The organism is Streptomyces sp. NPDC001480, assembly GCF_042894725.1.
In the GTDB taxonomy this organism is placed as follows: domain Bacteria; phylum Actinomycetota; class Actinomycetes; order Streptomycetales; family Streptomycetaceae; genus Streptomyces.
This window is the reverse complement of record NZ_JBIAVX010000043.1, coordinates 1-22,274: the sequence shown is the minus strand read 5'-3', so window position 1 is coordinate 22,274 and position 22,274 is coordinate 1. Positions and strand designations below refer to the sequence as shown.

Genomic DNA, 22,274 nt, shown 5'->3' with positions numbered 1-22,274 from the left:
TTCTCCGTCACGCCGCCGGCGGGACGGACGGCCTGCGCGCCGGAGTCGCGCGTCACTCGGATCGCTCGCGCGTCCCCCTGTCGGATCGCCGGCCTCCGACGAGTGACCGTGCCGCCCTAAAGTAGGCGTCGAGGCCCCCCCAGAATCGGACAGGCGTACCCCTGACTTCTGCGAATCGGGCTTGCATCGCAAGCGGCGCTTTAGCCCGTGATCTCACGATGGGCGTGTTTCGGCGGCAGGGGGACGTCCTGTGCCCCGCTTCGCATGCGCCACGAGGGGGCTGACGTTGACCGCTGCATTCACCACCTTCACCCAGCTGATACGGGAAAGGGCCGCCGCACTCGGCGACGCGGACGCCCAGGTGTTCCTGCGGGATTTCGGAGTCTCCGAGCACCTCACCTACGCCGCCCTCGACCGCCGGGCCCGTGGCCTCGCGGTACGGCTGCGGGAACACGGTGCCGAGGGCCGGCCCGCGCTGCTGCTGTACCCGCCCGGCCCCGAGTTCCTCGTCGCGTTCGTCGGATGCCTGTACGCCGGCGCGATCGCTGTGCCCGCGCCACTGCCCGGGGACCGGGGCGAGCGCCTCCAGCGGGTGTCCGGCATCCTCAGGGACACCGCGGCCACGCTGGTGCTGACCGACACCGAGCACGCGGCGGACACCTCGCTGTGGCTGGCCGTGACCGGCCGCGGAGAAACGGTTTGTCTGGCCACCGACCTCAACGACAGCGCCGCCGCCGACGCCTGGCGCCCCCCGCGGACCGGCCCCGACGACCTCGCCTTCCTCCAGTACACCTCCGGTTCGACCAGCGAGCCGCGCGGCGTGATGGTCACCCACCGCAACCTGCTGGCCAACCAGGAGGCGCTGCAGCGCCTGCTGGGCACCACCGCCGAGGACCGCTTCGGCAACTGGCTGCCCCACTACCACGACATGGGCCTCATCGCCCACATCCTGCACCCGCTCTGGCTGGGCACCCACAGCGTCCAGCTGGCACCGGTCTCCTTCATCAAACGACCCGTCAGCTGGCTGCGGTCGATCGGCGAGTACGGCCTGACGGTGAGCGGCGGCCCGAACTTCTGCTACGACCTGTGCACCCGCCGCGTCACCGACGCCCACCTGGCCGAACTCGACCTGTCCAGCTGGCGCGTGGCCCTGTGCGGCGCCGAACCGGTACGGGCGCGGACCCTGGACGCCTTCGCCCGCCGCTTCGCCCCGGCCGGCCTGCGCTCCTCGGCCCTCTACCCCGGCTACGGACTGGCCGAGGCGACCCTGGCGGTCTCCGGCGGCGAACCCGGCGTCCCCGCCCGCCGGCTGACCGTGGACGCCGCCGCCCTGGAACGCGACGAGGTGCGCGCCCCGGCCGTGGACGCGCCCGCCCGCACCCTCGTCGGCTCCGGACAGGTGCACGACTTCGACCTGCGCGTCGTCGACCCGCCGGCCGGCGTCGAACTGCCACCCGGACGCGTCGGGGAGATATGGCTGCGCGGCGACAGCGTCGCGAGCGGCTACTGGCGCCGGCCGCTGGACTCCGCCGACACCTTCCACGCCACGCTCGAGGACACGCCCGGCGTGTTCCTGCGCACCGGCGACCTCGGCGTCGTGGTCGACGGCGAGCTGTACATCACCGGACGCCTGAAGGAGGTCATCATCCTCAACGGGCGCAACATCTACCCCCAGGACGTCGAGTGGGCGATCCGGGAGACCGACCCCGCGCTCGCCGCCGGCCACGGCGCGGTGTTCAGCGTCGGCGCGGACCGCGAGCAACTCGTCGTGATCCAGGAGGCGCGGCTCGCCCGCACGGACACCGCGCGCCTGCGCAGGCTGGCCCGCGGTATCCAGACACTCGTCGGAAAGGACTTCGACGTGCCCGCCGGCAACGTCGTCCTCGTACGCCCCGGCACCCTGCGCCGCACCACCAGCGGCAAGATCCAGCGCACCCTGATGCGCACCCTGTTCCTCCAGGGAGAGGTCCCGGCGCTGCACGAGGTCCTCGACCCGGCCGTGCGCGCCCTGGTCACGCCCGCCGCGGCGCCCAGCGACGGGCCGGCCCACGACATGGTCCGGAGCAGCTAGTGGTGAGCGCCGTGGCGCCGTCCGCGCTGCTGATCGAGCCCTCCTCGCCCGGCGCACCGCCGCACAGCGGCGCCCCGGCCCGCGTCGCGCGGCTGGAGGCACTGCTGGGCGACCCCACCGACCCGGCCAACCCGGTCGGCCACCGGGCGCTGCTGCACGCCGACCGGCGGGCCGCGCTCTCCGCCGAGGCCGAGGGGCTCCTCGACGACTTCGGCATGAGCCGCGAGTTCGTACCGGCCGAACTGGGCGGGCGGTTCGACTCCGCGGAGAACCTGCTGCGGGTGATGCGCCCGGTCTTCCGCCGTGATGTCGCCCTCGGGGCCGGCTACGGCATGACCACCTTCATGGCCGCGTCCGACGTGTGGATGCAGGGCAGCGCGGAGCAGCGGGACTGGCTGGCCGGACTGCTGCTGTCGGGCTCCAAGGCGGCCATCGCCCAGCACGAGACCGCGCACACCAACGACTTCGTGCGCAGCGGGGTACGGGCCCGGGTCGGGGCCGGCGGCCTGGAGGTCACCGGAGCCAAACCGGTCATCAACAACCTGCACCGCGCCGACGCCCTGGTGCTGTTCTGCCGCACCGAGCCGCAGCCGGGCACCACCGGCCGCCACTCGGTGCTCCTGCTCGACCCGCACACCCTGCCCACCGACCGCTACCGGGTCATCCGCCGACCCGCCGCGCTCGGCCTGCGGGGCTGCTTCTTCGCCGGAGTGGAGCTCGACGCCTGTCCCGTCCCGCACAGCACCCTGCTCGGCCCGCTGGGCGGCGGCGTGCCGACCGCGCTGCGCTCCTTCCAGGTCAGCCGTACGCTGATGGCCTCCCTGGTGTCCGCGGCGGTGGACACCGGCCTGCGCACCGCCGTCCTGGTGGACCGCACCCAGGGCCCCGGCCGCACCGGCCTCGACCCCGCCGACCCGCAGCACACGGCGGGCACCCTCGCCGGCGCCTTCGTCAACCTGCTGCTGTACGACTGCCTGGCCGTGGTGGCCACCCGGGCGCTGCACCTGCTGCCGGCCGAGACCAGCGTCTACTCCGCGGCGGTCAAGCTGCTGCTGCCCCGGGTGCTCAGCGACACCATGTACGACCTGGCGACGGTGCTCGGCTCGCAGATCTACACCCGTGACGGCACCGTCGGCATCTTCCAGAAACACATCCGCGACGTACCGGTGGTCAGTCTCGGCCACGCCGGCACGGTCGCCTGCCAGGCGACGATCATCCCGCAGCTCAGGTCCCTCGCCGAGGACTCCTGGTTCACCGGCGTCGAGGCGCCCCCCGAGCTGTTCCGGCCGGGCGCCCCCCTGCCGCCGTTCGACTACGGCGCGCTCGACCTGGCCTGCGGCCGCGACAGCGTCAGCGCCACCCTCCTGGCGACCGCCGCGTCCCTGCCCGGCGCCACCCCCGCCGAGCGTACGCTGCGCACCCTGGCCGGGCAGATGACCGCCGAACTGCACGAACTGCGCAGCCGGGTGCTCGCCCTGCCGGCACCGGACGCCGCTCATCCGGTGGGCCCGGCCTGGTTCGCCCTGACCGACCGGTACGTGCTGGTGCTCGCCGCGGCCTGCGTCCTGGGCGTCTGGTACCACAACCGGGGCGGCGCCGACCCCTTCCTGGCCGACCCGGCCTGGGCCGCCGCCGCCCTGCACCGCATCGCCCAGCGACTCGGGGCCCCCGCCGCCGAACTGCCCGCCGAGTGCACCGCACGGGTCCACCGGGAAGTCCTGGCCCGCTACGGGGACCGGCGCAGCTTCGACCTGTACAACACACCGATCCCGGGCTGAGCGCGGGCCCGCAGCATCAGGACAAGGAGCCCCCAGGGATGACTCCCTACCCGCCGTGGCACACCGAGGCCCCGCTCCACCAGTGGCTGACCACGCACCTCGCGGTCTACCTGGACCGGGTGCCCGAGAGCATCGACGCGACGGTGCCCCTGGCCGAGTACGGCATGGACTCGGTGGGGGCGCTCAGCCTGTGCGGTGACATCGAGGACGACTTCGGCATCCTCGTCGAACCCTCGCTCGTCTGGGACCATCCGACGGTGGCCCAGCTGGTCGCCCATCTGGCGGCGCGCGGCGCCGACCCCGACCACCGGGTGCGGCGGTGAACGCCGTCGCCGTGGTCGGGCTGGACTGCGTCTTCCCCGCCGCCCACGGTGTCGAGGCCTACTGGGACCTGCTGATGCGCGGGGGCGACGCGATCGGGCCGCTGCCCCCGGACCGCGCCGGCCCGGGCTTCGACGACACCGTCCGGGGCGGCTTCGTCGACGCCGTCACCGCCTTCGACAACGACTTCTTCACCATCGCGGCCCGCGAGGCCGCCGCCATGGACCCGCAGCAACGGCTGCTGCTGCAGTGCGCCTGGCGGGCCCTGGAGGACTCCGGCCGGGCCCCGTCCGCACTGGCCGGCAGCGACACCGGTGTCTTCGTCGGCGTCATGGGCGGCGAGTGGGCCCAGCTCCACATGGGCGACTACGCGCGCGTCACCCCACAGCTCGGCGCCGGCAGCAGCGCCGGCATGACCGCCAACCGGATCTCCTACCACCTCGACCTCAAGGGTCCCAGTCTCGCGGTGGACACCGCCTGCTCCTCCTCGCTGGTCGCCGTGCACCTCGCCGTCAACTCGTTGCTGGCCGGTGAGTGTTCGACCGTGCTGGCGGCCGGCGTCAACATCGTGCTCACCCCGGCGCTCGGCATGGTCTACGAGCAGATGGGACTGAAGGCCCCGGACGGCCGGTGCAAGCCGTTCAGCGTGGACCGGGACGGGATCGGCCGCAGCGACGGCGTCGGCGTGGTGGTGCTGCGCCGGCTCGAGGACGCGCTCGCCGACGGTCAGCGGATCTACGCCGTCATCCGCGGCACCGCCGTCAACCAGGACGGCCGCAGCAACGGGGTCACCGCCCCCAGCCGCTGGTCCCAGCAGGCGGTGGTGGCCGCCGCGTACCGCAGGGCGGGCGTCACCGCGGACCAGGTCCGTTTCATCGAGGCGCACGGCACCGGCACCGCGCTCGGCGACATCATCGAGTGCGCGGCCCTCGGCGAGGTGCACGCGGTGCCCCGCGACGAGCCCTGCGCGATCGGCTCGGTCAAGGGCAACATCGGCCACACCGAGGGGGCCGCGGGCATCGCCGGCCTGATCAAGACGGCGCTCGCCCTGCACCACCGCCTCGTGCCCGCCAGCCGCTTCGCCGGCCGCGAGAACCCCCAACTCCGGCTCGCCGAACGCGGACTGTCCCTGCTCAAGGCCCCCCTGCGGCTGCCGGCCGGCGAGGTGGTCGCCGGGGTCAGCAGCTTCGGCATGGGCGGCACCAACGCCCACGCCGTGCTGGCCTCCGCGCCCCGGATCCCGGTCACCGCCGCGTCCGGCCCGGCCGGCGCCGGGGTGTTCACCCTGTCCGCCGACACGCCCGAGGCCCTGCGCCGCAACCTGGCCGCCCAGGCCGATGCGCTGGCCCGGCGGCCGCGCGGCGACTCCGCCCCGGTGTGCTGGACCAGTAACCAGGTCAAGACCGGCCTGCCCTACCGGGCCGCGTTCACCGCGCGCGACACGGCCGAACTCGTCGGCGCCCTGCGCGCCGCCACCGGGGACGAGCAGACCTGGGCCCGCCGCACCGACCGCGCCCTGCACCCCCCGACCGTCGCGTTCCTCTACCCCGGGCAGGGTGCCCAGGAGCCGGGCATGACGGCCGAGCTCTACCGGAGCTCCGCCGTCTACCGGCGGCACCTGGACGAGGCCGACGACGCGCTGCGCACGCACACCGGCGGTTCCGTACGGGACCTGGTGCTCGCCGCAGACCCCGCCGTGCACCGCACCCGGTGGGCGCAGCCCGCCCTGTTCGCGGTCGCCCACGCCCTCACCGGGACCCTGGCCGAACTCGGTGTGGTGCCCGACGCCGTCCTCGGTCACGGCACGGGCGAACTCGCCGCCGCCGTCGCCGCGGGCGTGCTCGCCCTGCCGGACGCCGCCCGCCTGGTGGCCGCCCACGCCGTCACGGCGGACGCCCTGCCGGAGGGAGGCATGCTGGCCGTGCGCGCCGCGCACGAGGAGCTCACCGACGTGCTCGCCGACCACCCCGGGCTGTACCTGGCCGCGGTGGACGGCCCGCGCGACACCGTGCTGTCGGGCCGCGCGGACGTACTGGAACGCGCCGCCGACACGCTCGCCGCACGCGGACTGGACACCCGGCGGCTCCAGGTCCGCCACGCCGGGCAGGGCTCGGCGGACGCCGCCGTCGCGGCCCGGGTCGCCGACCTGGCGGGCCCGCTGACGGCCGTCCCGGCCGGCCTCGCCCTGGCCTCCGCGAGGTACGGCCGGATGCTCGGTGACGAGGTCCCGGACGCCGCGTACTGGGCCGACCTGGCGGTGCGGCCGGTACGGTTCGCCGACGCCCTGTCCGCGCTGATGACCGAGACCGCCCCGACCTGCCTGGTCGAACTCGGCCCGGACGGCCGTCTGCTGGGCCTGGCCGAGCGGGCCGGCCTGCCGGCGGGCGCACGGCTGCTGCACCCGGCGCCCGGCCGGGCCGCCGGCGTCACGGAGTTGGCGGAGGCGGTCGCCGGGCTCTACCTGGGCGGTCTCGAACCGCTCTGGGACGCCCTGTACGAGCCGGCGCACCGGCGCACCGAACGCCTCACCCCGTACGTCTTCTCCGGCGCGCGCCGCTTCCGGCCGGCCGCCCCGGCCCAGTCGTCCGCCGGCCCCGCGGCCCCGCACGCGGTCCCGCAGGAGACGGCCACCGCCTCCGCCGCGCGCCCGCACCGGCCCGGCGGCGACGGCGCCCCGCGGGCCGGCCGCCCCGACCCCGCGCTGTCCGCGGTGATCGAGGCGGTCGTGGAGGTCGGCGACTACCCGCGCGACAAGGTCGACGCCGAGGCCCGCTTCTACGAGGACCTCGGGTTCGACTCGGTGATGATCATGCAGTTGAAGAACCGGATCGAACAGCAGCTGCCGCCGACCGCGTGCGTCACCGTGCAGCAACTGCTGCCCGCGCTGCGGTCCGTGGGCACGCTCGCCGCCTTCGTCCGCGAGCTCACCAGCACGGGGGTCACGACATGACGGCACGCGACGCACTCATGCACCTCGCCGGCACGGGCAGCGCGCTGCCCGGCGAGCCCGTCGACAACGAGGCACTGAGCGGTTTCTTCGGGATCAGCGGGGACTGGATCGACCTCTTCGTGGGCACCCGCACCCGCCACTTCGGCTGGGATCCGGCGACCGGGAAGATCACCCACACCCTCGCCGACCTGTGTGCCGAATCGGCGGCCCGGGCGCTGGCCGCCGCGGGGCTGGCCGCCGCGGACCTGGACTTCCTGGTGCTGTCCACCGCGACGCCCGACACCCTGCTGCCCACCACCGCCGGTGAGACCGCGGACCGGCTGGGCCTCAACCACCTGCCCGTCTACCAGGTCCAGGCCGGCTGCTCGGGCGCCGTCCAGGCCCTCGACCTGGCCCGCGCCCTGCTGGCCGGCGGACACCAGGCCGGCCTCGTCGTCGGCGGCGACGTCACCGCCCGGTTCCTCCGGGCCGGGCAGGACGCCTCGGATCTGGCCACCCAGGAACTGGTCAACTACGTCCTGTTCGGCGACGGGGCCGCGGCCGCGGTGGTCACCGCCGAGCCGCACGACGCCCGGGCCGTCGCCGTCCGCGGCCTGCTGCACCGTTTCGCCGGGCTGGGGCGCCCGCCGGGACAGATCGTGGGCTGGCGCGGGCTCGCCGAACCCGAACCGGACCGGCAGATGCTCTTCGAGGACTACAAGACCATCGAGGAGGACGTGCCCGCCCTCGCCGGCGAGATCGTGTGGGAACTGCTCAGCACGGCAGGCTGGACCGAGCGGCAGGTCGACTTCGTCCTGCCGCCCCAGCTGTCGGGGCACATGACCGACCGCATCGTCGCGGGCCTCGGCCTGCCGCCCGGCTGCCGCGAGGTGTCCTGCGTACGCGACACCGGCAACACCGGCAACGCGCTGCCCCTGCTCCAGCTCCACCGCCTCCTCGCCCGGCTGGCGCCGGGGGAGCGCGCCCTGTCCGTGGTGGTCGAGTCCAGCAAGTGGATCAAGGCGGGACTGGCGCTGGAACGGCCCACCGGCGAAGGAGGGCAGGCCCGGTGACCACACCCCTGGAGGAACTGCGCGCCCTGCACCGCACCGGCCGGCTGGCCGACGCCTACCCGGAGGTGGGCCCGCTGCTGGCCCGCGTCACGGACGCGGCGGACCGCGGTGAGGAGCAGATCGCCGAGGAACTGACGTCCTGCGGAAGCCTGTTGGCACGGATCAACCCCGACGAGGTGCTCGCGCGCCATCCCGGCACGCCCACGGTGACCGTGGCCGTCACCGGGCACTCCGCCACCGTCCAGCTCACCGACCCGCTGGTGGCGGAGCTCGCCCGGCACGGCCTGCTGGCCCGCCTCGTCACCGGTGACCACGGGGCCTACCTGCGCGATCTCACCGAAGAGCGGAGCGAGTTGCGCCACTGCGAGCCGGAGCTGACGCTGTGCGCGCTCGGAGCCGACGCCGTCCTGGACGAGCTCTCCCCGCCGTGGACGGTCGGCGACGCCGAACAGGCCCTGGCCCGGCTTCTGGCACGCCTGGAGGCCGTCGCCGCCGCCCACGACGAGCACGGCACCGGGGTCCTGGCGCTCAACACCCTGCCGCTGCCCCGCGAGGCCACCCACCAGATCATCGATCAGCGCCGACGCGCCCTGCTCGGTGCGGTGTGGCGGGAGTTCAACGCCCGGCTGCTGCGGCTCACCGCCGTACACCCCGCCGTGACCGTCGTCGACCTCGATCCGCTGGTCGCCGGGACCGGACCGGCCACCGACGCCCGGCTGGCCCGCTACACCCGCAGCGCCTTCAGCACGGCCGTCTGCGCCGCGCTGGCCCGCGAAGCCGTGCACGCGCTGCGCGCCCGGCGCGGCATGACCCGCAAGTGCCTCGTGCTCGACCTCGACAACACCCTGTGGGACGGGGTGCTGGAGGAGGACGGGCCCGACGGCATCGACTGCGGGCCCACCCTGCGGGGCGAGCCGTACGCCGCCGTCCAGCGGCTGGCCCGGCAGCTGGCGGCACAGGGCGTGCTGCTCGCCGTCAGCAGCAAGAACGACCCCGGCCCGGTCCGGGACGTGCTGGACCACCACCCCGACATGACCCTGCGCACGGCCGACTTCGTCAGCGTACGGGCGGGCTGGGACCCCAAGGACACCGCCCTGCGGGCCATCGCCGAGGAACTGGGCATCGCCACCGACGCCCTGGTGTTCGCCGACGACAGCGCCGCCGAGCGAGCCCTGATCCGCCACAGCATGCCGGAGGTCGCCGTCGTCCCGCTGGGCTCCGAGCCGGCCTGGCACGTCACCCGGCTGCTGGCCGACGGCTGGTTCGACACCCCGGACGTGACCGACGAGGACCGGGCCCGCCCGGGGCAGTACCGGGCGGCCGCTGCCCGCGCCCGGCTGCGTGGTACGACCGGCTCGCACGAGGAGTACCTGCGCGAGCTGGACATCGTCGTCCGGATCTCCCCGCCCCGCCCCCACGAACTGCCCCGTATGTCCCAGCTCTCCCTGCGCGCCAACCAGTTCAACCTCACCGGCGAGCGCGTTCCGGCGGAGCGGATCGCGGGGCCGGACCGGCGTCCGCTGGCGGTGCGGGTGCGCGACCGGTACGGCGACAGCGGGCTGGTGGGCGCGGTCTTCACCCGGACCGGCCCCGACGGCCTGTACATCGACAACATGCTGCTCAGCTGCCGGGTGCTGGCCCGCGGCATCGAGCACGGCTGCCTGACCGCGGTGCTCTCCCACGCCCGGGAGCGCGGCCTGCCCGCCGTCCGGGCCCGCTACCGCGCCACGCGCCGCAACGGGCGATCGCGCGGCTTCTACCCCTCGCTCGGCTTCGTACCGGACGCCGGGGACGGCCCGGACACGGGGGACGGTCCGGACACACGTACGGAGACGCTCTTCCGGCACGACCTGAAGGACATCCCCGTCATGCCCGGTCACCTGACCGTGCAGGCCGACTTCCAAGGAGCGGCCGATGAGCGGTCATGACGGCACGGCCGGCCTCGCCGGTTTCCTCGACGTGGTCCGCGACGGCCTCGGCCTGGACCTGACCGAGGAACAGGCCGCGGCGGACTTCGACCTGCTGCCGGACTGGGACTCGGTGCACCTGCTCCGCCTGGTGATGCTCCTGGAACGCGAGACCGGCCGCAGCGTCCCGGTCGGCCGCGTGCTCCGGGCGCGCAGCATGCGCGAGATCCACTCACTGGTCACTGGCGACGGGACGGACACCCGATGAACGCGGCAGGCGGGGACCCGATCGGGGTGACCGCGGAACACACCGACTGGGCGGCGGTCCGCGAGGACCTGCGGCGCTACGGCACGGCAGTGGTCCACGGCCGGCTCGCCGACTGGCGCCCGCGGGCCCCGGACGGCCCGGAGCTACGGGCGGTGCTGGGCCGCGACTGGTCGCGTTACCGCGACATCGGGCACCCGGACACCCGGGAGCGGTACGCTGCCTCGCGCCGACTGCTGAAGCACGCGGCCGCGGCCGCGCTGCGGGCCGAGGCGATCGACATGGAACTGGCCTACGGGCCGACCGGACGGCCGTATCTGCGCGGCTGCGACCAGATCGACATCAGCCTCAGCCACACGGACGACCTGCTGCTGGTCGGTCTGACCAGCCGGGGCCTGATCGGCGTGGACGCCGAACGCGCGGACCGCAGCATCTACGCCCGGGGCCTGGCCAGGCTGATCTGCACACCGCACGAGCGGCGGATGCTGGCTCGGCTGCCGGAGCCCGAACGCAATCCCAGCCTGGTGCGGCTGTGGACGCTGAAGGAGGCGTACAGCAAGGCGATCGGTCAGGGCATGCAGTTCCGCTTCAACGAGTTCGGCTTCGGCCCCGGGAGCCGGCCCGTGCAGCTGAACCGGCCCGACGGGACGGCCGGGGCGGGCGACGAGTGGACGCTGCGCACCCTCGTCCTGGACAGCGCCGGCACCGCGTTCGTGGTGAGCGTCGCGGTGTACGACGCCGGTCTGGGCCGCACCCTGGACACGCAGATCACCACGATGCTGGACGGCGAGGCCGTCGCGGCCATCCAGGACGCGCTGGACACCGAGCGGGGGGCGTGGTCACAGATCCTCGACGACTGACACCGTCGCCTCCGTCACCGCACGCCCGGCCTGTGACAGGGCGAGTGTCAGCGAGACCAGTGTCCGCCCCAGCGCGTCCTGACGGACCGGCTGCGCCAACGCGACGCAGCGCAGCGGCAGATCGGGCTCGGCGTGGCCCCGGAAGTGCGCGTGCAGCGCCACGGGCGCGCAGTGCCGCGGGTCGAGGCCGTGCAGCCGCTGGGCGGCCAGCAATGCCGTCTGCCGGACCACCTCGAGCAGCAGGACGGACGAGGACGCCGCGTCGCCCTGGACGAGCGTGGACGGCCAGCCGCTGGGGGCGAGGACCGTGGCGGACAGCCGGTGTCCGTCGACGGTCACCGGCGTGCGCAGCAGGACGTTGGCCGGGCTGGCTCGCCCTACTTCCGTCGGCGCGGGCCCTGGTCCGTCGTGCACGGCGTCGTCCTGTCCGGCGTCTTCGGGGTGCTGGGGGTGTCGAGGGCTTCGCGCGGCCGCCGCCAGGGCGGCGTGCCGGGAGTGCTCACGGTGGTTGTGGTGCGCCATCGGGGCGAGGAGGAGCAGGCTCGCCGAACCGCTGCCCGCCGCGACGCCGTCGATTTCCAGGCGGGTGTCGAACTCCAGGGCCCGCGGGACGCCGGCGATCACCTTGTCGGGCCGCACCCGCATGGTCACCGTCAGCGTGCCGGGGCCGGCGTGCCGGCGCCAGGCGCCGACGTCGTGGGTCTCCAGGCCGAACCGGTAGAAGATCGGGGTCCGGTCGGCCGCGACGCCGAAGTGGGCCTGGCCGATGCCCCCGCCGACCTGGCGGACCATCGCCATGGCCGCCAGGAGGTCGTGGAAGCGGTCATGGCCGTCGTTGTACAGCGGGTGGCCGGTGGGCAGTTCACCGGTGAGCACGAACTCCTGCGTCCGGTCGTCGGGGCCGTCCGCCTGCTGCGGGCCGAAGTACCTCGGCCGGTGCACCAGATGGCGGCTGCCGGGTACGTGCCCCGCCGGCGCGCGCCGGGAAGTCTCCAACGGCTCACCCTCCTCGGCGGTGTGCTGGTCCTGTGGTACCGGTCCGTTACAGACTGCCCCGCACCGGTGCGGGAGGGCGACGCCCGCCCGGTGACAGGTTGTGGCCTGGCATGCAGTACCGGGTCCGGCTACGGAGGGTCGGTCAGGCCGGACAGGTCGGACAGGCGGGTCAGCGCGATGTGCACGCCGGCCTGGAAGCGGCTGGTGGCGTCGACGCTCATCATGATCTGGGAGATGTACCGGCGGCAGGTGCGCACCGACATGCCCAGCCGGCGGGCCACGAGTTCGTCCTTGTAGCCCTGCGCCATGAGCCTGATGATCGACCGCTTCAGGTCGTCGGTGATCTCGGCGCTGTCCTCGGCACCGGGGACGAACTGCGTGGCCCCGGCCCACAGATGCTCGTAGACCCGGCAGATGAAGGCCACCAGGGTGGGTTCGCGCACCATCACCGCGCCCGGGGCCCGGCCGTCCACGTGCTGCTCGGGAAGGAAGGCCACCTCCCGGTCGTAGATGACGATCCGGTCGATCAGCTGGTCGGTGGTGCGCACCTCCGCGCCGTGCGCGGTCACCGCCTGCACGTAGGAGGCGGTGGCGAGGTCGGTGCGCGCGGTGTGTTGGTAGAGGTGACGTATCCGCACCCCGCGCTTGAGCCGCTCCAGCGTCCTGGGCCGGGCGTTGGACAGCAGGTTGGAGGGGCGGGCACCACCGGGCTGGGCGGTGAGCATCTCGGTGCGGCAGCGCTCGCCCTGCTCGTCCAGCACGGACTGGAGGGCGTCGATGTCACTGATCACGTCGAAGGCCTCGGCCTGGTTGCGCTGCTGGCGGCTCTGGAAGTACGTCGCGCGCAGCGCGCCCATCTGGTTGCGGATTTCGCTCACCTCCCGCTGGAGGTCCCGGATGCGGCCCTCGGCCGGCCCCACGAGGTCGGCCACCGCGGTGTCGGGGCTCACCGGCACCAGCAGCTCGGGCTCGCCGGGCATGGGGCGCAGCAGACTGAGCGCCGTCAGGCGCTGCTCGACTCGCGCGGCCTTTTCGAGGGAGACACCCAGGGCGGTCGCCATCTCCTCACGGACAAAGCGGCCCAGCAGCACTGCATTGCGGTAGGCCTTCGCCTCGTCATCATCGAGCATGGCGAAAGCACCTGTCGGGAGAGAGCTTTCAGTCATTGGAGGCTCACACTCCCGGACGACGGAACTTCTTGTCAGGCAACTTTACGACACCGGGAATGGGTTGGGTGGATAACCTGCGTGCGGGAGTGTTGCTGCAGCAGGCCAACTGTCAACTAGGGGGTAGACATGAGCACGCTTGTGGCGCGAATCACGACGGCAGGACTTCTGGCTGCGGCCGGAATCATGGCGACGCTCGGGGCCGTCAATACGGCGCCCGCCATTGCGGATGGCCCGGCCGTGACGGGGACACACCTGGCGGTGCATGCCGCGACGACGGCCGTCCCGGAGGACGACCAGTGGGGCTGATGCCCGAATAGTCTGTTTTGACCGTATGGACTTGTTGCACAGCGAGACCTGAACAGCAGGACGGCCCGCCCGGGGGAGTGGCGGGCCGTCCTGCTGTTCAGGCGTTACGTCCCGGGACGGCCCTTTGGGACCGCGAGCAGGTGGGGGATGTGTCCGGGTTGCGGGCCGTCTGTCGCCCGCGAGCCCCGTACGCCTGCCGTTCACCCGGGAGGCGGCCGCGGAGTGCCCGGCCGCTCCGGCGCCGGTGCGGAGAGAAGAGAAAAATACGTGTGCGCGGGATTTAACTCCTCGTTTTTTCGAGTGATACACGCCTCGTGTTTTCCGCTGATTTCCCGGCGGGGTTCGCCGGATCGCCGCTTCTTTGTCTGTGAGTCCCTTCCGGATTACCGACTCTATTCCTTCTCGTGCTCGTCCGTGGGTGCCGAAAATATCCGCCGCGCAGGCCCGCCCGATTGATTTCGATAATTCCCCCGTGCTGGCCGCAGAATCGTACGCGGTCGGCCGGTCGAATTCCGCGCGGTCGGGGAAACGGAAGGTGTGGATGGAAGTGACCGGATTCCCGGATTCCAGGTAGGGCCGGGCCGGCCGAGCGTGAACGGGCGCGGCGCGCCGCGCCCCGCGCCGGGGTCCCGCCCCGCCCCGTCCGGCGCGCCAGGTGTGCGGGCCGGGCGTGCGGACCGGGCGACCGCCCCGTTGCGGAGCTCGTCCGCCGCTGCGGATCGCCTCCGTCCGCGCCCGGCGCACTGTCAGGCGCGTTCCAGCCGTCGGTGCTGGCGAGGTGTGAACGGCAGGAAGCCCAGGTGGGGCGGGGTGCGCGGGTGGCCCGGCCGGGAATGCCCTGAGAGGTGGCGAAGCACCCGAATAGGCAAAGCAGCGACACGAAGCGAGTAAAGCGGTCAGGTTTCGACTTCGGGGCCCAGTATTCAGCTTGCTTTCGAGCAAGCTTTGAGCAAGCCTTGAGCGATCCTCGAGTCGATCACGACACTTCGCCTGAAAGGTCCAACCAAGCCTTTTCACAGGGGTGTTGAAGCGCGTGTGCCGGCATGCGACTGGCGGGCCGCTCCGGGAGCCCATGTCCGCACATCTTCTCCACAGATGTGCTTGTGTTAATCAGACTTATACTGAGCGGTTCGCCTGAGGCTCCGGTGTCTCACCGACACCTCCGCGACACCTTCACCCACCCTCCCGCGGAGGTCAGCGGGGGAAGATCTTGCGGAAGGTGCCCGAGCGGTACAGCGAGATCTGCGTGACGACCTGGAGCCCGATCCACGTGACCGCGTACAGGGCGGCGTCGAGCGCGGGCACGGAGTCGACCGGGAGGGTGTAGGCCATCACCAGGCGCACCAGGGCGTCCACGAGGAGCCCCACACCCCACACGACGGTCAGCACGCGCCAGATCCGGCGGAATCCGGAGTCCCCGTTCCACAGGCTCTCCAGCCGCTCCGTCCGGCCGGGCAGCAGCCCCTTGAGGGCCTGGTAGGTGAAGGGCCGGGCGGTGCAGAGGGTGACCAGCAGCCACACCCCCGCCAGTGCCGTGAACAGGCTGTTGCGCGCGAGGATGATGCGGGGGCCGGCGGTCAGCACCGAGGCGAGGGCGCTCACCACGAGCAGCGTGATGGTGAAGACGCCGATCGCGTCGACCCTGCGGTGGCGGACGACCGAGTACAGCGTGTGCAGGGCGGGCGCGGAGCCGCTGATCAGCAGGGCGGCGATCTCGCCGAAGCCCAGGCCGCGCAGCAGGTAGTAGAGGCCGACCGGCAGGACGATGTCACAGACCACGGTGGCGACGAAGGCCCAGGACGCGCCCGGGCGCCGCTCCGGAGCGGGGGTCTCGTCCGGTTCCCCGTCGGGCGGGGGGACCGGGGTGTCGTGGGCGGAACCGGGGGAGGACGTGGGGGGCATGCGGACACTCCTGGGGTGCGGTCGGCAGCCGGGCCGGCCGATGGGGCCGGAGCGGTGCGCCGGCCGCGTGCCATGGTGCTGCACATCCTTCACGGCGGCCGCGTCGGACGTGTCGGATCCGCCGATCCGGCGGCGGTCCTGTTCGAGCGAGTCGACGGGACGGGGTCAGGTGCGTGCGGTGTGTCTGTTCCGTTCTTCCCGGCAGTCACCCGCCGGTACACGCACGGCCAGCCGGTTCACCTCGTCGACCAGTTCCATGCCCGCCACCGCGGCGCGCCGCCGCTCGGCCTCCTCCGCGCTGCCGCCCGCGTCGCCCCGCCGGACGGCGGCGGCGAAGTCGGCGAGGCAGTTGTGCAGTTGGTCGGCGGCCGGAAGCGTGAACCGTTCCTCGTGGTCCTGCTCCTCCAGCACGAGCACGGGCTGGTGCGCCGGCGGTGGAGTGAAGGCCCGCGGCACCGTCAGGCGTGCCCGGTCGCCCCACAGCGTGTACGTCGACGCGTACGCGTGCTCAAAGCCGAACGTCACGTCCACCAGGCCACCGGACGGCGAGACCAGCAGGGCCTGACCCGACAGGTCCAGCCCGTCCCCGGCCCGCGTGCGCAGCACGGCCCCGGCCACCCTGAGCCCCGTACCCAGCAGCAACTGGGCGGCCCGCAGCGGATACACGCCGACGTCCAGCAGCGCCCCGCCGCCCAGGCCGGGCACGTGGCGGACGTCGTCGGCGGGCAGCGGCGGGATACAGAACGCGGCCTGCATCGTGCTGAACCGGCCCAACCGCCCGCGCCCCACCAGGTCCGCGGCGAAAGCGTGCTGCGGATGGTGCAGGAACATGAAGTTCTCGCGCAGGACCAGCCCCCGCTCCCGCGCCAGATCCGTCAACTCGCGCGCCTCGTCGGCGGCCACCCCGATCGGTTTCTCGACCAGCACGTGCTTGCCCGCCCGCAGGGCCCGTTCCGCCCAGGTGCGGTGCAGCGCGGTCGGCGTGGAGATGTACACCGCCTCCACGTCCGGGCGGGCCAGCAGCGACTCGTGGTCCGCCTCCGCCGCGCAGCCGAACCGCTGCGCGAAGTCCGCCGCCTTCTGGGCCGACCGCCCCGCGACGGCGACCAGTTCCACCTCCGGGGCGGCCACCGCGGTCGGCAGCGTACGGCGGCGGGCGATGGACGACGTGCCCAGCGCCCCCAGCCTCAGCGGCCGGTTCACCGTGCCGCTCACAGCGTCCTCAGCGCCGCGACCAGCGTCCGGGCCTGCACGTTCAAGTGGTGGCTGTAGCGCAGCATCTCGTCCAGCTGGCGGGCCGTCAGCCAGCGGAACTCGTCCGACACGGCGGGGAACTCACGCTCCGTCTCGATGATCATGTAGTGGCTCTGGGAGTGTCGGAACCGACCGCCCTCCTCGGACAGCACGACGTCGTAGCGGGCGCCCGCGCGGCGCGCCAGCGCCTCCGAGAGATACGGCGGCCGGTCCTCCTCGGGCAGGTGCTCGTAGTTCTCCGGCACGCACTGCACCGTCGGACCCAGCTCCACCACGTCGAGGAAGCCCGGCTCGGCACGGGCGCGCAGCAGCGCGTGCGGGATCCCGTCGATCCGCTTCACGAAGAGGGCCGCGACACCCGTGCCCCGCTGCTCCAGCAGCGGCTGCGACCAGGCGGGCACCTCACGCCCGCGCGAGGAGACGTCCACCGCGACGACGTCGAAGTACAGGCCGTTGCAGTGCGTCACCGCGTGCTGCGTACGCAGCCAGCCCCGCGTCTGGGCCAGCGGCGTCGGTGTGACGGTGACCTCGTGCTCGGCACGCCGCCGCGTGATCCACGTGCGGATCTCCCGGTCCGGATACAGCGACCAGCCCGCGTCACCGCCCAGGTCCCCGTCGACGGTACGCCAGTCCGGCAGACAGGACAGGACCGTGCGGGCGTCCATGTTCACCAGGTTGTCGTGCCGCAGCAGCAGATTGACCTGGCCAAGCGTCAGCCACGCGAAGTCCTCGCCGGCCACGGCCTCAGGGCCGACCTCCACGATCATGTTCCGGTTGCGCTTGTGCAGGAACCACGCCCCCTGCTCCGACTGCAGGACGTCCGCCACCACCTTCCCCGGCCGGGGCCGGCGGAAGAGGTCCAGGTACGGAACCGCCGAACCGCCGTGCACCCGCGTGTAGTTGCTCTTGGTCGCCTGCACGGTCGGGGACAGCTGCACGCCGTTGACGTTGCCCGGCTCCGACTTCGCCTGCATCAGAAGGTGCGGCACCCCGTCGAAGTCCCGCAGCGCGATGCCCAGAATGCCTATCTCCGGCTGCAGGATGATCGGCTGCGCCCAGGACCGCACCGGCCCGAAGTCCGACTGCACGGCCAGCCCCCGCACCGAGAAGAACCGGCCGCTGTCGTGCCGCAGGTCGCCGGTCCGCTGGTCGAAGCGCCAGCCACGCAACGCCGCGAACGGCACCCGCTCGACATGCTGCTGCTGCTCCCGCTGACGTTCGGCGAGCCAGGCGAACAGCTCCCTGTTGCTCATCACCCCGCCCTCGACCGCCGCCGCCGACAGCGCCAGCCGGGACAGAATGGGAGGGCCCGAGGTGCCTGACGGCAGCACCAGGTTGGTCGCGGTCATGGAATCCGCCTTCCTTGCGATGGCATGTCGGTGACCCGCGGGCACGACGCCGTCGGAGCACACGGGGAGCCACCTCACGACAGTCGGTTGCCGCCACTCGAGCGTGCCGTGGCGAGTTCGGGCATACGCCTAGACTTGGCGCCTTGCCCGGACCCTCCCCGCCTCGCTATGGGGCAGGTCGCAGGGCCCACCGACGGCACTTCCCAAGGCGCCCGCCACCGCTAGGAATTCCCCTAGAGCACCTGGCAGGAGCGCTGAGCGCGCCGGACGCCGTGCAACCGTGAGGGCTGCCCCGACCCCTTCGCCTCGGTGTTTGGAGTGCCATCCATGAACGAGCCGGTACCCGCGGACGCCCGGACCCTCGACTCGGCCCACGAGCCCGTGGCCGTGGTCGGCCTTGCGTGCCGGCTGCCCGGGGCGAGCGGACCGGACGCCTACTGGAACCTGCTCGTCGAGGGCCGCAGCGCGATCACCGACACCCCCGAGGACCGCCGCACCGGCGTACCGGACGACGCCCTCACCACCGGCCGGGGCACCGGCATCCCGCACCGCGGCGGCTGGATCGACGCCCCCGGCGACTTCGACGCGGCCTTCTTCGGGATCTCACCCCGCGAGGCCGAGGCCATGGACCCCCAGGCGCGACTCGTCCTCGAACTGGGCTGGGAGGCACTGGAGAACGCCGCGTACCCCCAGGCCCGACTGCCCCGCGCCACCGGCGTCTTCATCGGCGCCGACGTCTCGGACTACGCCGGACTCGTCCACCAGCAGGGCACCGCCGCGGTGGGCCACCACACCCTCACCGGGCTCAACCGCGGCCTGATCGCCAACCGCCTCTCCTACGCCCTCGGCGCCGGCGGCCCCAGCCTCACCGTCGACACCGCCCAGTCCTCCTCGCTCGTCGCCGTCCAACTCGCCTGCGACAGCCTGCGCAACGGCGACTGCGAACTCGCCCTGGCCGGCGGCGTCCACCTCAACCTCGCCCCCGGCAGCACGCTGGCCGTCGCCGAGTTCGGCGGGCTCAGCCCGGACGGCCTGTGCCACACCTTCGACGCCCGCGCCAACGGGTTCGTGCGCGGCGAGGGTGCCGGCCTCGTCGTCCTCAAGCCCCTCTCCCGGGCACTGGCCGACGGTGACCGCGTGCACGCCGTCATCCGCGGCGGGGCCGTCAACAACGACGGTACGGGCGCCACCCTCACCACCCCGGACGCCGCCGCCCAGGAAGCTGTCCTGCGCGGCGCCTGCGACCGCGCGGGCGTCGCCCCGGCCAGCGTCGACTACGTCGAACTCCACGGCACCGGCACCCGGGTCGGCGACCCCGTGGAGGCCGCCGCGCTCGGCGCCGCCCTCGGCACGGACCCCGGCCGGGAGGCCCCGCTGGCCGTCGGCTCGGTGAAGACGAACATCGGCCACCTGGAGGGCGCGGCCGGCATCGCCGGGCTGCTCAAGGTGGTCCTCTGCCTGTCCCACGGGCAGCTCGTGCCCAGCCTCAACCACACCGTGCCCAACCCCGCCATCGACCTGGCCGGTCTCGGCCTGCGCGTCCAGCTGGACACCACCGACTGGACCTCACCGGACGCCGGCCGCCCGCTCCGCGCGGGCGTCTCGTCCTTCGGCATGGGCGGCACCAACGCCCACCTGATCCTCGACCAGGCCCCCGCCCCCACGCCGCCCGCCGCCCCCACCGACACCGACACCGCGCGGGCCGTCGTGCCCTGGCTGGTGTCCGCGCGGAGCCCCGAAGCCCTGCGGGGCCAGATCGAGCGGCTCGCCGCGCACCCCGCGGCCCAGAACGACCCCGCGGACGTCGGGTGGTCCCTGCTGACCACTCGGACGCCCTTCGAGTACCGGGCCGTCGGGGCGGGGCCCGACTCCGCGAGGATCCTCAGGCACCTCACGGCCGCGGTGCCCCCGGGACCCGCGTCCGGCGACCTGAGCCGGCCCGTCTTCCTCTTCCCCGGGCAGGGCAGCCAGTGGGCCGGCATGGCCGCCCAGCTCATGAGCACCGCGCCCGTCTTCGCGGAGCGGATCGCCCAGTGCGAGGCCGCGCTCGCACCGTACGTCGACTGGTCGCTCTCCGCCGTGCTGCGCGGCGACGAGGACGCGCCCTCCCTGGACCGCTCCGAGGTCGAGGTGGTCCAGCCGGTGCTGTGGGCCGTCATGGTGTCCCTGGCCGCACTGTGGCAGGCACACGGCGTGAAGCCGGCGGCGGTCGTCGGACACTCCCAGGGCGAGATCGCCGCGGCCTGCGTCGCGGGCGCGCTCAGCCTGGAGGACGGCGCCCTGGCCATCGCCCTGCGCAGCAGGGCTCTCGGCGCGCTCAAGGGCTTGAGCGGCATGATGTCCGTGGCCCTGCCGGAGCCGCAGGCCCGCGACCTCATCGCGCCCTGGGGCGACCGCGTCGCCGTCGCCGCCGTCAACGGCCCCTCCTCCGTCGTCGTCTCCGGAGACACCGCCGCCCTCGACGAACTGACCGCGACGGCCGAAGACCAGGGCTTCCGCGTACGCCGTATCGACGTCGACTACGCCTCCCACTCCGAGCACGTCGAGGCCGTCCGGGACGAAGTGCTGCGCCTCCTCGCGCCGATCGTCCCCCGCACCCCCGAAGTCCCCTTCCTGTCCACGGTCACCGGCGACTGGCTCCACGGCGCCGCGACCGACGCCGCCTACTGGTACGCCAACCTGCGCCGGCCCGTGCTCCTGGAGCCGGCCGTACGGGCCCTGGCCGCCGTCGGCCACACCGTCTTCGTCGAGGTCAGCCCACACCCCGTACTGACCGTCCCGGTCAAGGAGACCGTCGCGGCCACCACCGACGTCGAGCCCGTCGTCACCGGCACCCTGCGCCGGGGCGACGGCGGACCGGCCCGCTTCTACACCTCGCTCGGAGAACTCTGGACGCGCGGCGCCGACGTCGACTGGACCGCGGCCTTCGCCGGCCACCGCCCCCGCACGGTCGACCTGCCCACCTACGCCTTCCAGCGTCGCCGGCACTGGATCGACACCGCCTCCGGCACGCCCGCCGCCCCCCTCCCCGTACCACCGGCGCCCGCCCCGGCGCACACGGCACCCGCGGCGGCCGGCCACGGCGACAGCCTGCGGCTGGTCCGGGAGAGCGCCGCCGTCGTCCTCGGCCACGCCGACGCCCAGGCCATCGACCCCGCACGCACGTTCAAGGACCTCGGCCTCGACTCGGTCACCGCAGTCGAACTGTGCGACCGCCTCAACCGGGCGACCGGCCTGCACCTGCCCGCCACCGTCGTCTACGAGTATCCGTCCCCGGCCCGTCTGGCCCGCCACCTCGACGCGACCCGCGACGGCACCGAAGCCGGCACCGCCGTGGCGGGCGTCGCGGGTGTACGGGGTGGTGCCGGGGAGGACGAGCCGGTCGCCATCGTGTCGATGGGCTGCCGTTTCCCGGGTGGGGTGCGGTCGCCGGAGGAGCTGTGGCGGCTGGTCCGGGACGAGGCGGACGTCATTTCCGGTTTCCCCGTGGACCGTGGCTGGGACCTCGACGCCCTGTACGACCCCGACCCCGACCACAGCGGCACCAGCTACGTCCGCGAGGGCGGCTTCCTGCACGGCGCGGCCGAGTTCGACGCGGCGTTCTTCGGGATCTCGCCGCGCGAGGCCCTCGCGATGGACCCCCAGCAGCGCCTCCTGCTGGAGACCGCGTGGGAGGCCGCCGAACGGGCGGGCGTCGACCCGCACCGCCTGCGGTCCACCGCAACCGGCGTCTTCATCGGCATCACCGCCCCGGAGTACGGCCCTCGCCTGCACGAGGCGGTCGAGGCGGTCGAGGGCCATGTCCTCACCGGCACCTCGGCGAGCGTGGCGTCCGGCCGTATCGCCTACACCCTGGGCCTGGAAGGCCCCGCCGTGACGGTCGACACGGCCTGCTCCTCGTCGCTCGTCGCCCTGCACATGGCCGTCCGGTCACTGCGCTCCGGCGAGTGCTCGCTCGCCTTCGCCGGCGGCGCCAGCGTCATGGCCGGTCCGGGCATGTTCGTGGAGTTCAGCCGGCAGCGGGGGCTCGCGGCGGACGGCCGGTGCAAGCCGTTCGCGGAGGACGCGGACGGTACGGGCTGGGGCGAGGGGGT

The 22,274-nt window shown here is 73.5% G+C and carries 15 protein-coding genes; 10 read left to right on the top strand and 5 right to left on the bottom strand.

The features are described 5' to 3' along the window. Window positions 1–286 precede the first annotated feature (286 nt). The 8 genes from ACFY01_RS45420 to ACFY01_RS45385 are packed head-to-tail and all read left to right on the top strand — an operon-like array spanning window position 287 to window position 11,204. Window positions 287–2,071 (top strand): fatty acyl-AMP ligase, encoded by a 1,785-nt coding sequence (locus ACFY01_RS45420; RefSeq protein ID WP_390741661.1) that lies wholly within the window; start codon window positions 287–289, stop codon window positions 2,069–2,071. A 2-nt stretch (window positions 2,072–2,073) separates the two neighbouring features. After that, window positions 2,074–3,849, top strand: coding sequence for an acyl-CoA dehydrogenase (locus tag ACFY01_RS45415; RefSeq protein WP_390741660.1), 1,776 nt, complete (start codon window positions 2,074–2,076; stop codon window positions 3,847–3,849). A 38-nt stretch (window positions 3,850–3,887) separates the two neighbouring features. After that, complete coding sequence (locus ACFY01_RS45410) at window positions 3,888–4,172, top strand: acyl carrier protein (protein ID WP_390741659.1); 285 nt, start codon at window positions 3,888–3,890, stop codon at window positions 4,170–4,172. Beyond that, window positions 4,169–7,120: a type I polyketide synthase gene (locus ACFY01_RS45405; RefSeq protein ID WP_390741658.1), complete on the top strand. Its 2,952-nt coding sequence runs from the start codon at window positions 4,169–4,171 to the stop codon at window positions 7,118–7,120. Before ACFY01_RS45410 ends, ACFY01_RS45405 begins: the two co-directional genes overlap by 4 nt. Beyond that, complete coding sequence (locus ACFY01_RS45400) at window positions 7,117–8,172, top strand: 3-oxoacyl-[acyl-carrier-protein] synthase III C-terminal domain-containing protein (protein ID WP_390741657.1); 1,056 nt, start codon at window positions 7,117–7,119, stop codon at window positions 8,170–8,172. The genes ACFY01_RS45405 and ACFY01_RS45400 overlap by 4 nt, the downstream gene beginning before the upstream one ends. Next, window positions 8,169–10,100, top strand: coding sequence for an HAD-IIIC family phosphatase (locus ACFY01_RS45395; RefSeq protein WP_390741656.1), 1,932 nt, complete (start codon window positions 8,169–8,171; stop codon window positions 10,098–10,100). Before ACFY01_RS45400 ends, ACFY01_RS45395 begins: the two co-directional genes overlap by 4 nt. Beyond that, the gene (locus tag ACFY01_RS45390) at window positions 10,087–10,347 is read left to right on the top strand and encodes an acyl carrier protein (protein WP_390741655.1); all 261 of its coding nucleotides are present in this window, start codon (window positions 10,087–10,089) and stop codon (window positions 10,345–10,347) included. The genes ACFY01_RS45395 and ACFY01_RS45390 overlap by 14 nt, the downstream gene beginning before the upstream one ends. Then, window positions 10,344–11,204 carry a 4'-phosphopantetheinyl transferase family protein gene (locus tag ACFY01_RS45385; RefSeq protein ID WP_390741654.1) on the top strand — a complete coding sequence of 287 codons (861 nt, stop codon included), beginning with the start codon at window positions 10,344–10,346 and terminating at the stop codon, window positions 11,202–11,204. The genes ACFY01_RS45390 and ACFY01_RS45385 overlap by 4 nt, the downstream gene beginning before the upstream one ends. Here ACFY01_RS45385 and ACFY01_RS45380 read toward each other — a convergent pair. Together ACFY01_RS45380 and ACFY01_RS45375 are read right to left on the bottom strand one after the other, a co-directional pair. Continuing rightward, a complete protein-coding gene (locus ACFY01_RS45380; RefSeq protein ID WP_390741653.1) occupies window positions 11,184–12,200 on the bottom strand; it encodes an AfsA-related hotdog domain-containing protein in 1,017 nt (338 codons plus the stop codon). The genes ACFY01_RS45385 and ACFY01_RS45380 overlap by 21 nt on opposite strands. A 128-nt stretch (window positions 12,201–12,328) precedes the next feature. Next, window positions 12,329–13,330, bottom strand: coding sequence for a hypothetical protein (locus ACFY01_RS45375; RefSeq protein ID WP_390741652.1), 1,002 nt, complete (start codon window positions 13,328–13,330; stop codon window positions 12,329–12,331). Between the two features lie 165 nt (window positions 13,331–13,495). Between ACFY01_RS45375 and ACFY01_RS45370 the strand changes: the two genes are divergently transcribed. Beyond that, complete coding sequence (locus tag ACFY01_RS45370) at window positions 13,496–13,675, top strand: hypothetical protein (protein ID WP_390741651.1); 180 nt, start codon at window positions 13,496–13,498, stop codon at window positions 13,673–13,675. A gap of 1,194 nt (window positions 13,676–14,869) precedes the next feature. Here ACFY01_RS45370 and ACFY01_RS45365 read toward each other — a convergent pair. The 3 genes from ACFY01_RS45365 to ACFY01_RS45355 all read right to left on the bottom strand — a co-directional run bounded on the left by ACFY01_RS45365 (window position 14,870) and on the right by ACFY01_RS45355 (window position 18,180). Next, on the bottom strand, window positions 14,870–15,577 hold the full coding sequence (locus tag ACFY01_RS45365) for a VC0807 family protein (RefSeq protein ID WP_390741650.1): 708 nt from the start codon (window positions 15,575–15,577) through the stop codon (window positions 14,870–14,872). Between the two features lie 165 nt (window positions 15,578–15,742). After that, window positions 15,743–16,792: a Gfo/Idh/MocA family protein gene (locus ACFY01_RS45360; protein WP_390741649.1), complete on the bottom strand. Its 1,050-nt coding sequence runs from the start codon at window positions 16,790–16,792 to the stop codon at window positions 15,743–15,745. Beyond that, window positions 16,789–18,180, bottom strand: coding sequence for an NDP-hexose 2,3-dehydratase family protein (locus tag ACFY01_RS45355; RefSeq protein WP_390741648.1), 1,392 nt, complete (start codon window positions 18,178–18,180; stop codon window positions 16,789–16,791). Before ACFY01_RS45355 ends, ACFY01_RS45360 begins: the two co-directional genes overlap by 4 nt. Window positions 18,181–18,507: 327 nt before the next feature. Here ACFY01_RS45355 and ACFY01_RS45350 point away from each other — a divergent pair. Continuing rightward, window positions 18,508–22,274: type I polyketide synthase (locus tag ACFY01_RS45350; RefSeq protein ID WP_390741647.1), on the top strand; the 3,767-nt coding region annotated here is incomplete at its 3' end.

What these genes read in the sequence shown, in the direction of transcription:
- ACFY01_RS45410 (WP_390741659.1), top strand. Translation starts at nt 3,888, where the DNA reads ATGACTCCCTACCCGCCGTGGCACACCGAGGCCCCGCTCCACCAGTGG.
- ACFY01_RS45400 (WP_390741657.1), top strand. Translation starts at nt 7,117, where the DNA reads ATGACGGCACGCGACGCACTCATGCACCTCGCCGGCACGGGCAGCGCG.
- ACFY01_RS45390 (WP_390741655.1), top strand. Translation starts at nt 10,087, where the DNA reads ATGAGCGGTCATGACGGCACGGCCGGCCTCGCCGGTTTCCTCGACGTG.
- ACFY01_RS45385 (WP_390741654.1), top strand. Translation starts at nt 10,344, where the DNA reads ATGAACGCGGCAGGCGGGGACCCGATCGGGGTGACCGCGGAACACACC.
- ACFY01_RS45375 (WP_390741652.1), bottom strand. Translation starts at nt 13,330, where the DNA reads ATGCTCGATGATGACGAGGCGAAGGCCTACCGCAATGCAGTGCTGCTG.
- ACFY01_RS45370 (WP_390741651.1), top strand. Translation starts at nt 13,496, where the DNA reads ATGAGCACGCTTGTGGCGCGAATCACGACGGCAGGACTTCTGGCTGCG.
- ACFY01_RS45365 (WP_390741650.1), bottom strand. Translation starts at nt 15,577, where the DNA reads ATGCCCCCCACGTCCTCCCCCGGTTCCGCCCACGACACCCCGGTCCCC.
- ACFY01_RS45355 (WP_390741648.1), bottom strand. Translation starts at nt 18,180, where the DNA reads ATGACCGCGACCAACCTGGTGCTGCCGTCAGGCACCTCGGGCCCTCCC.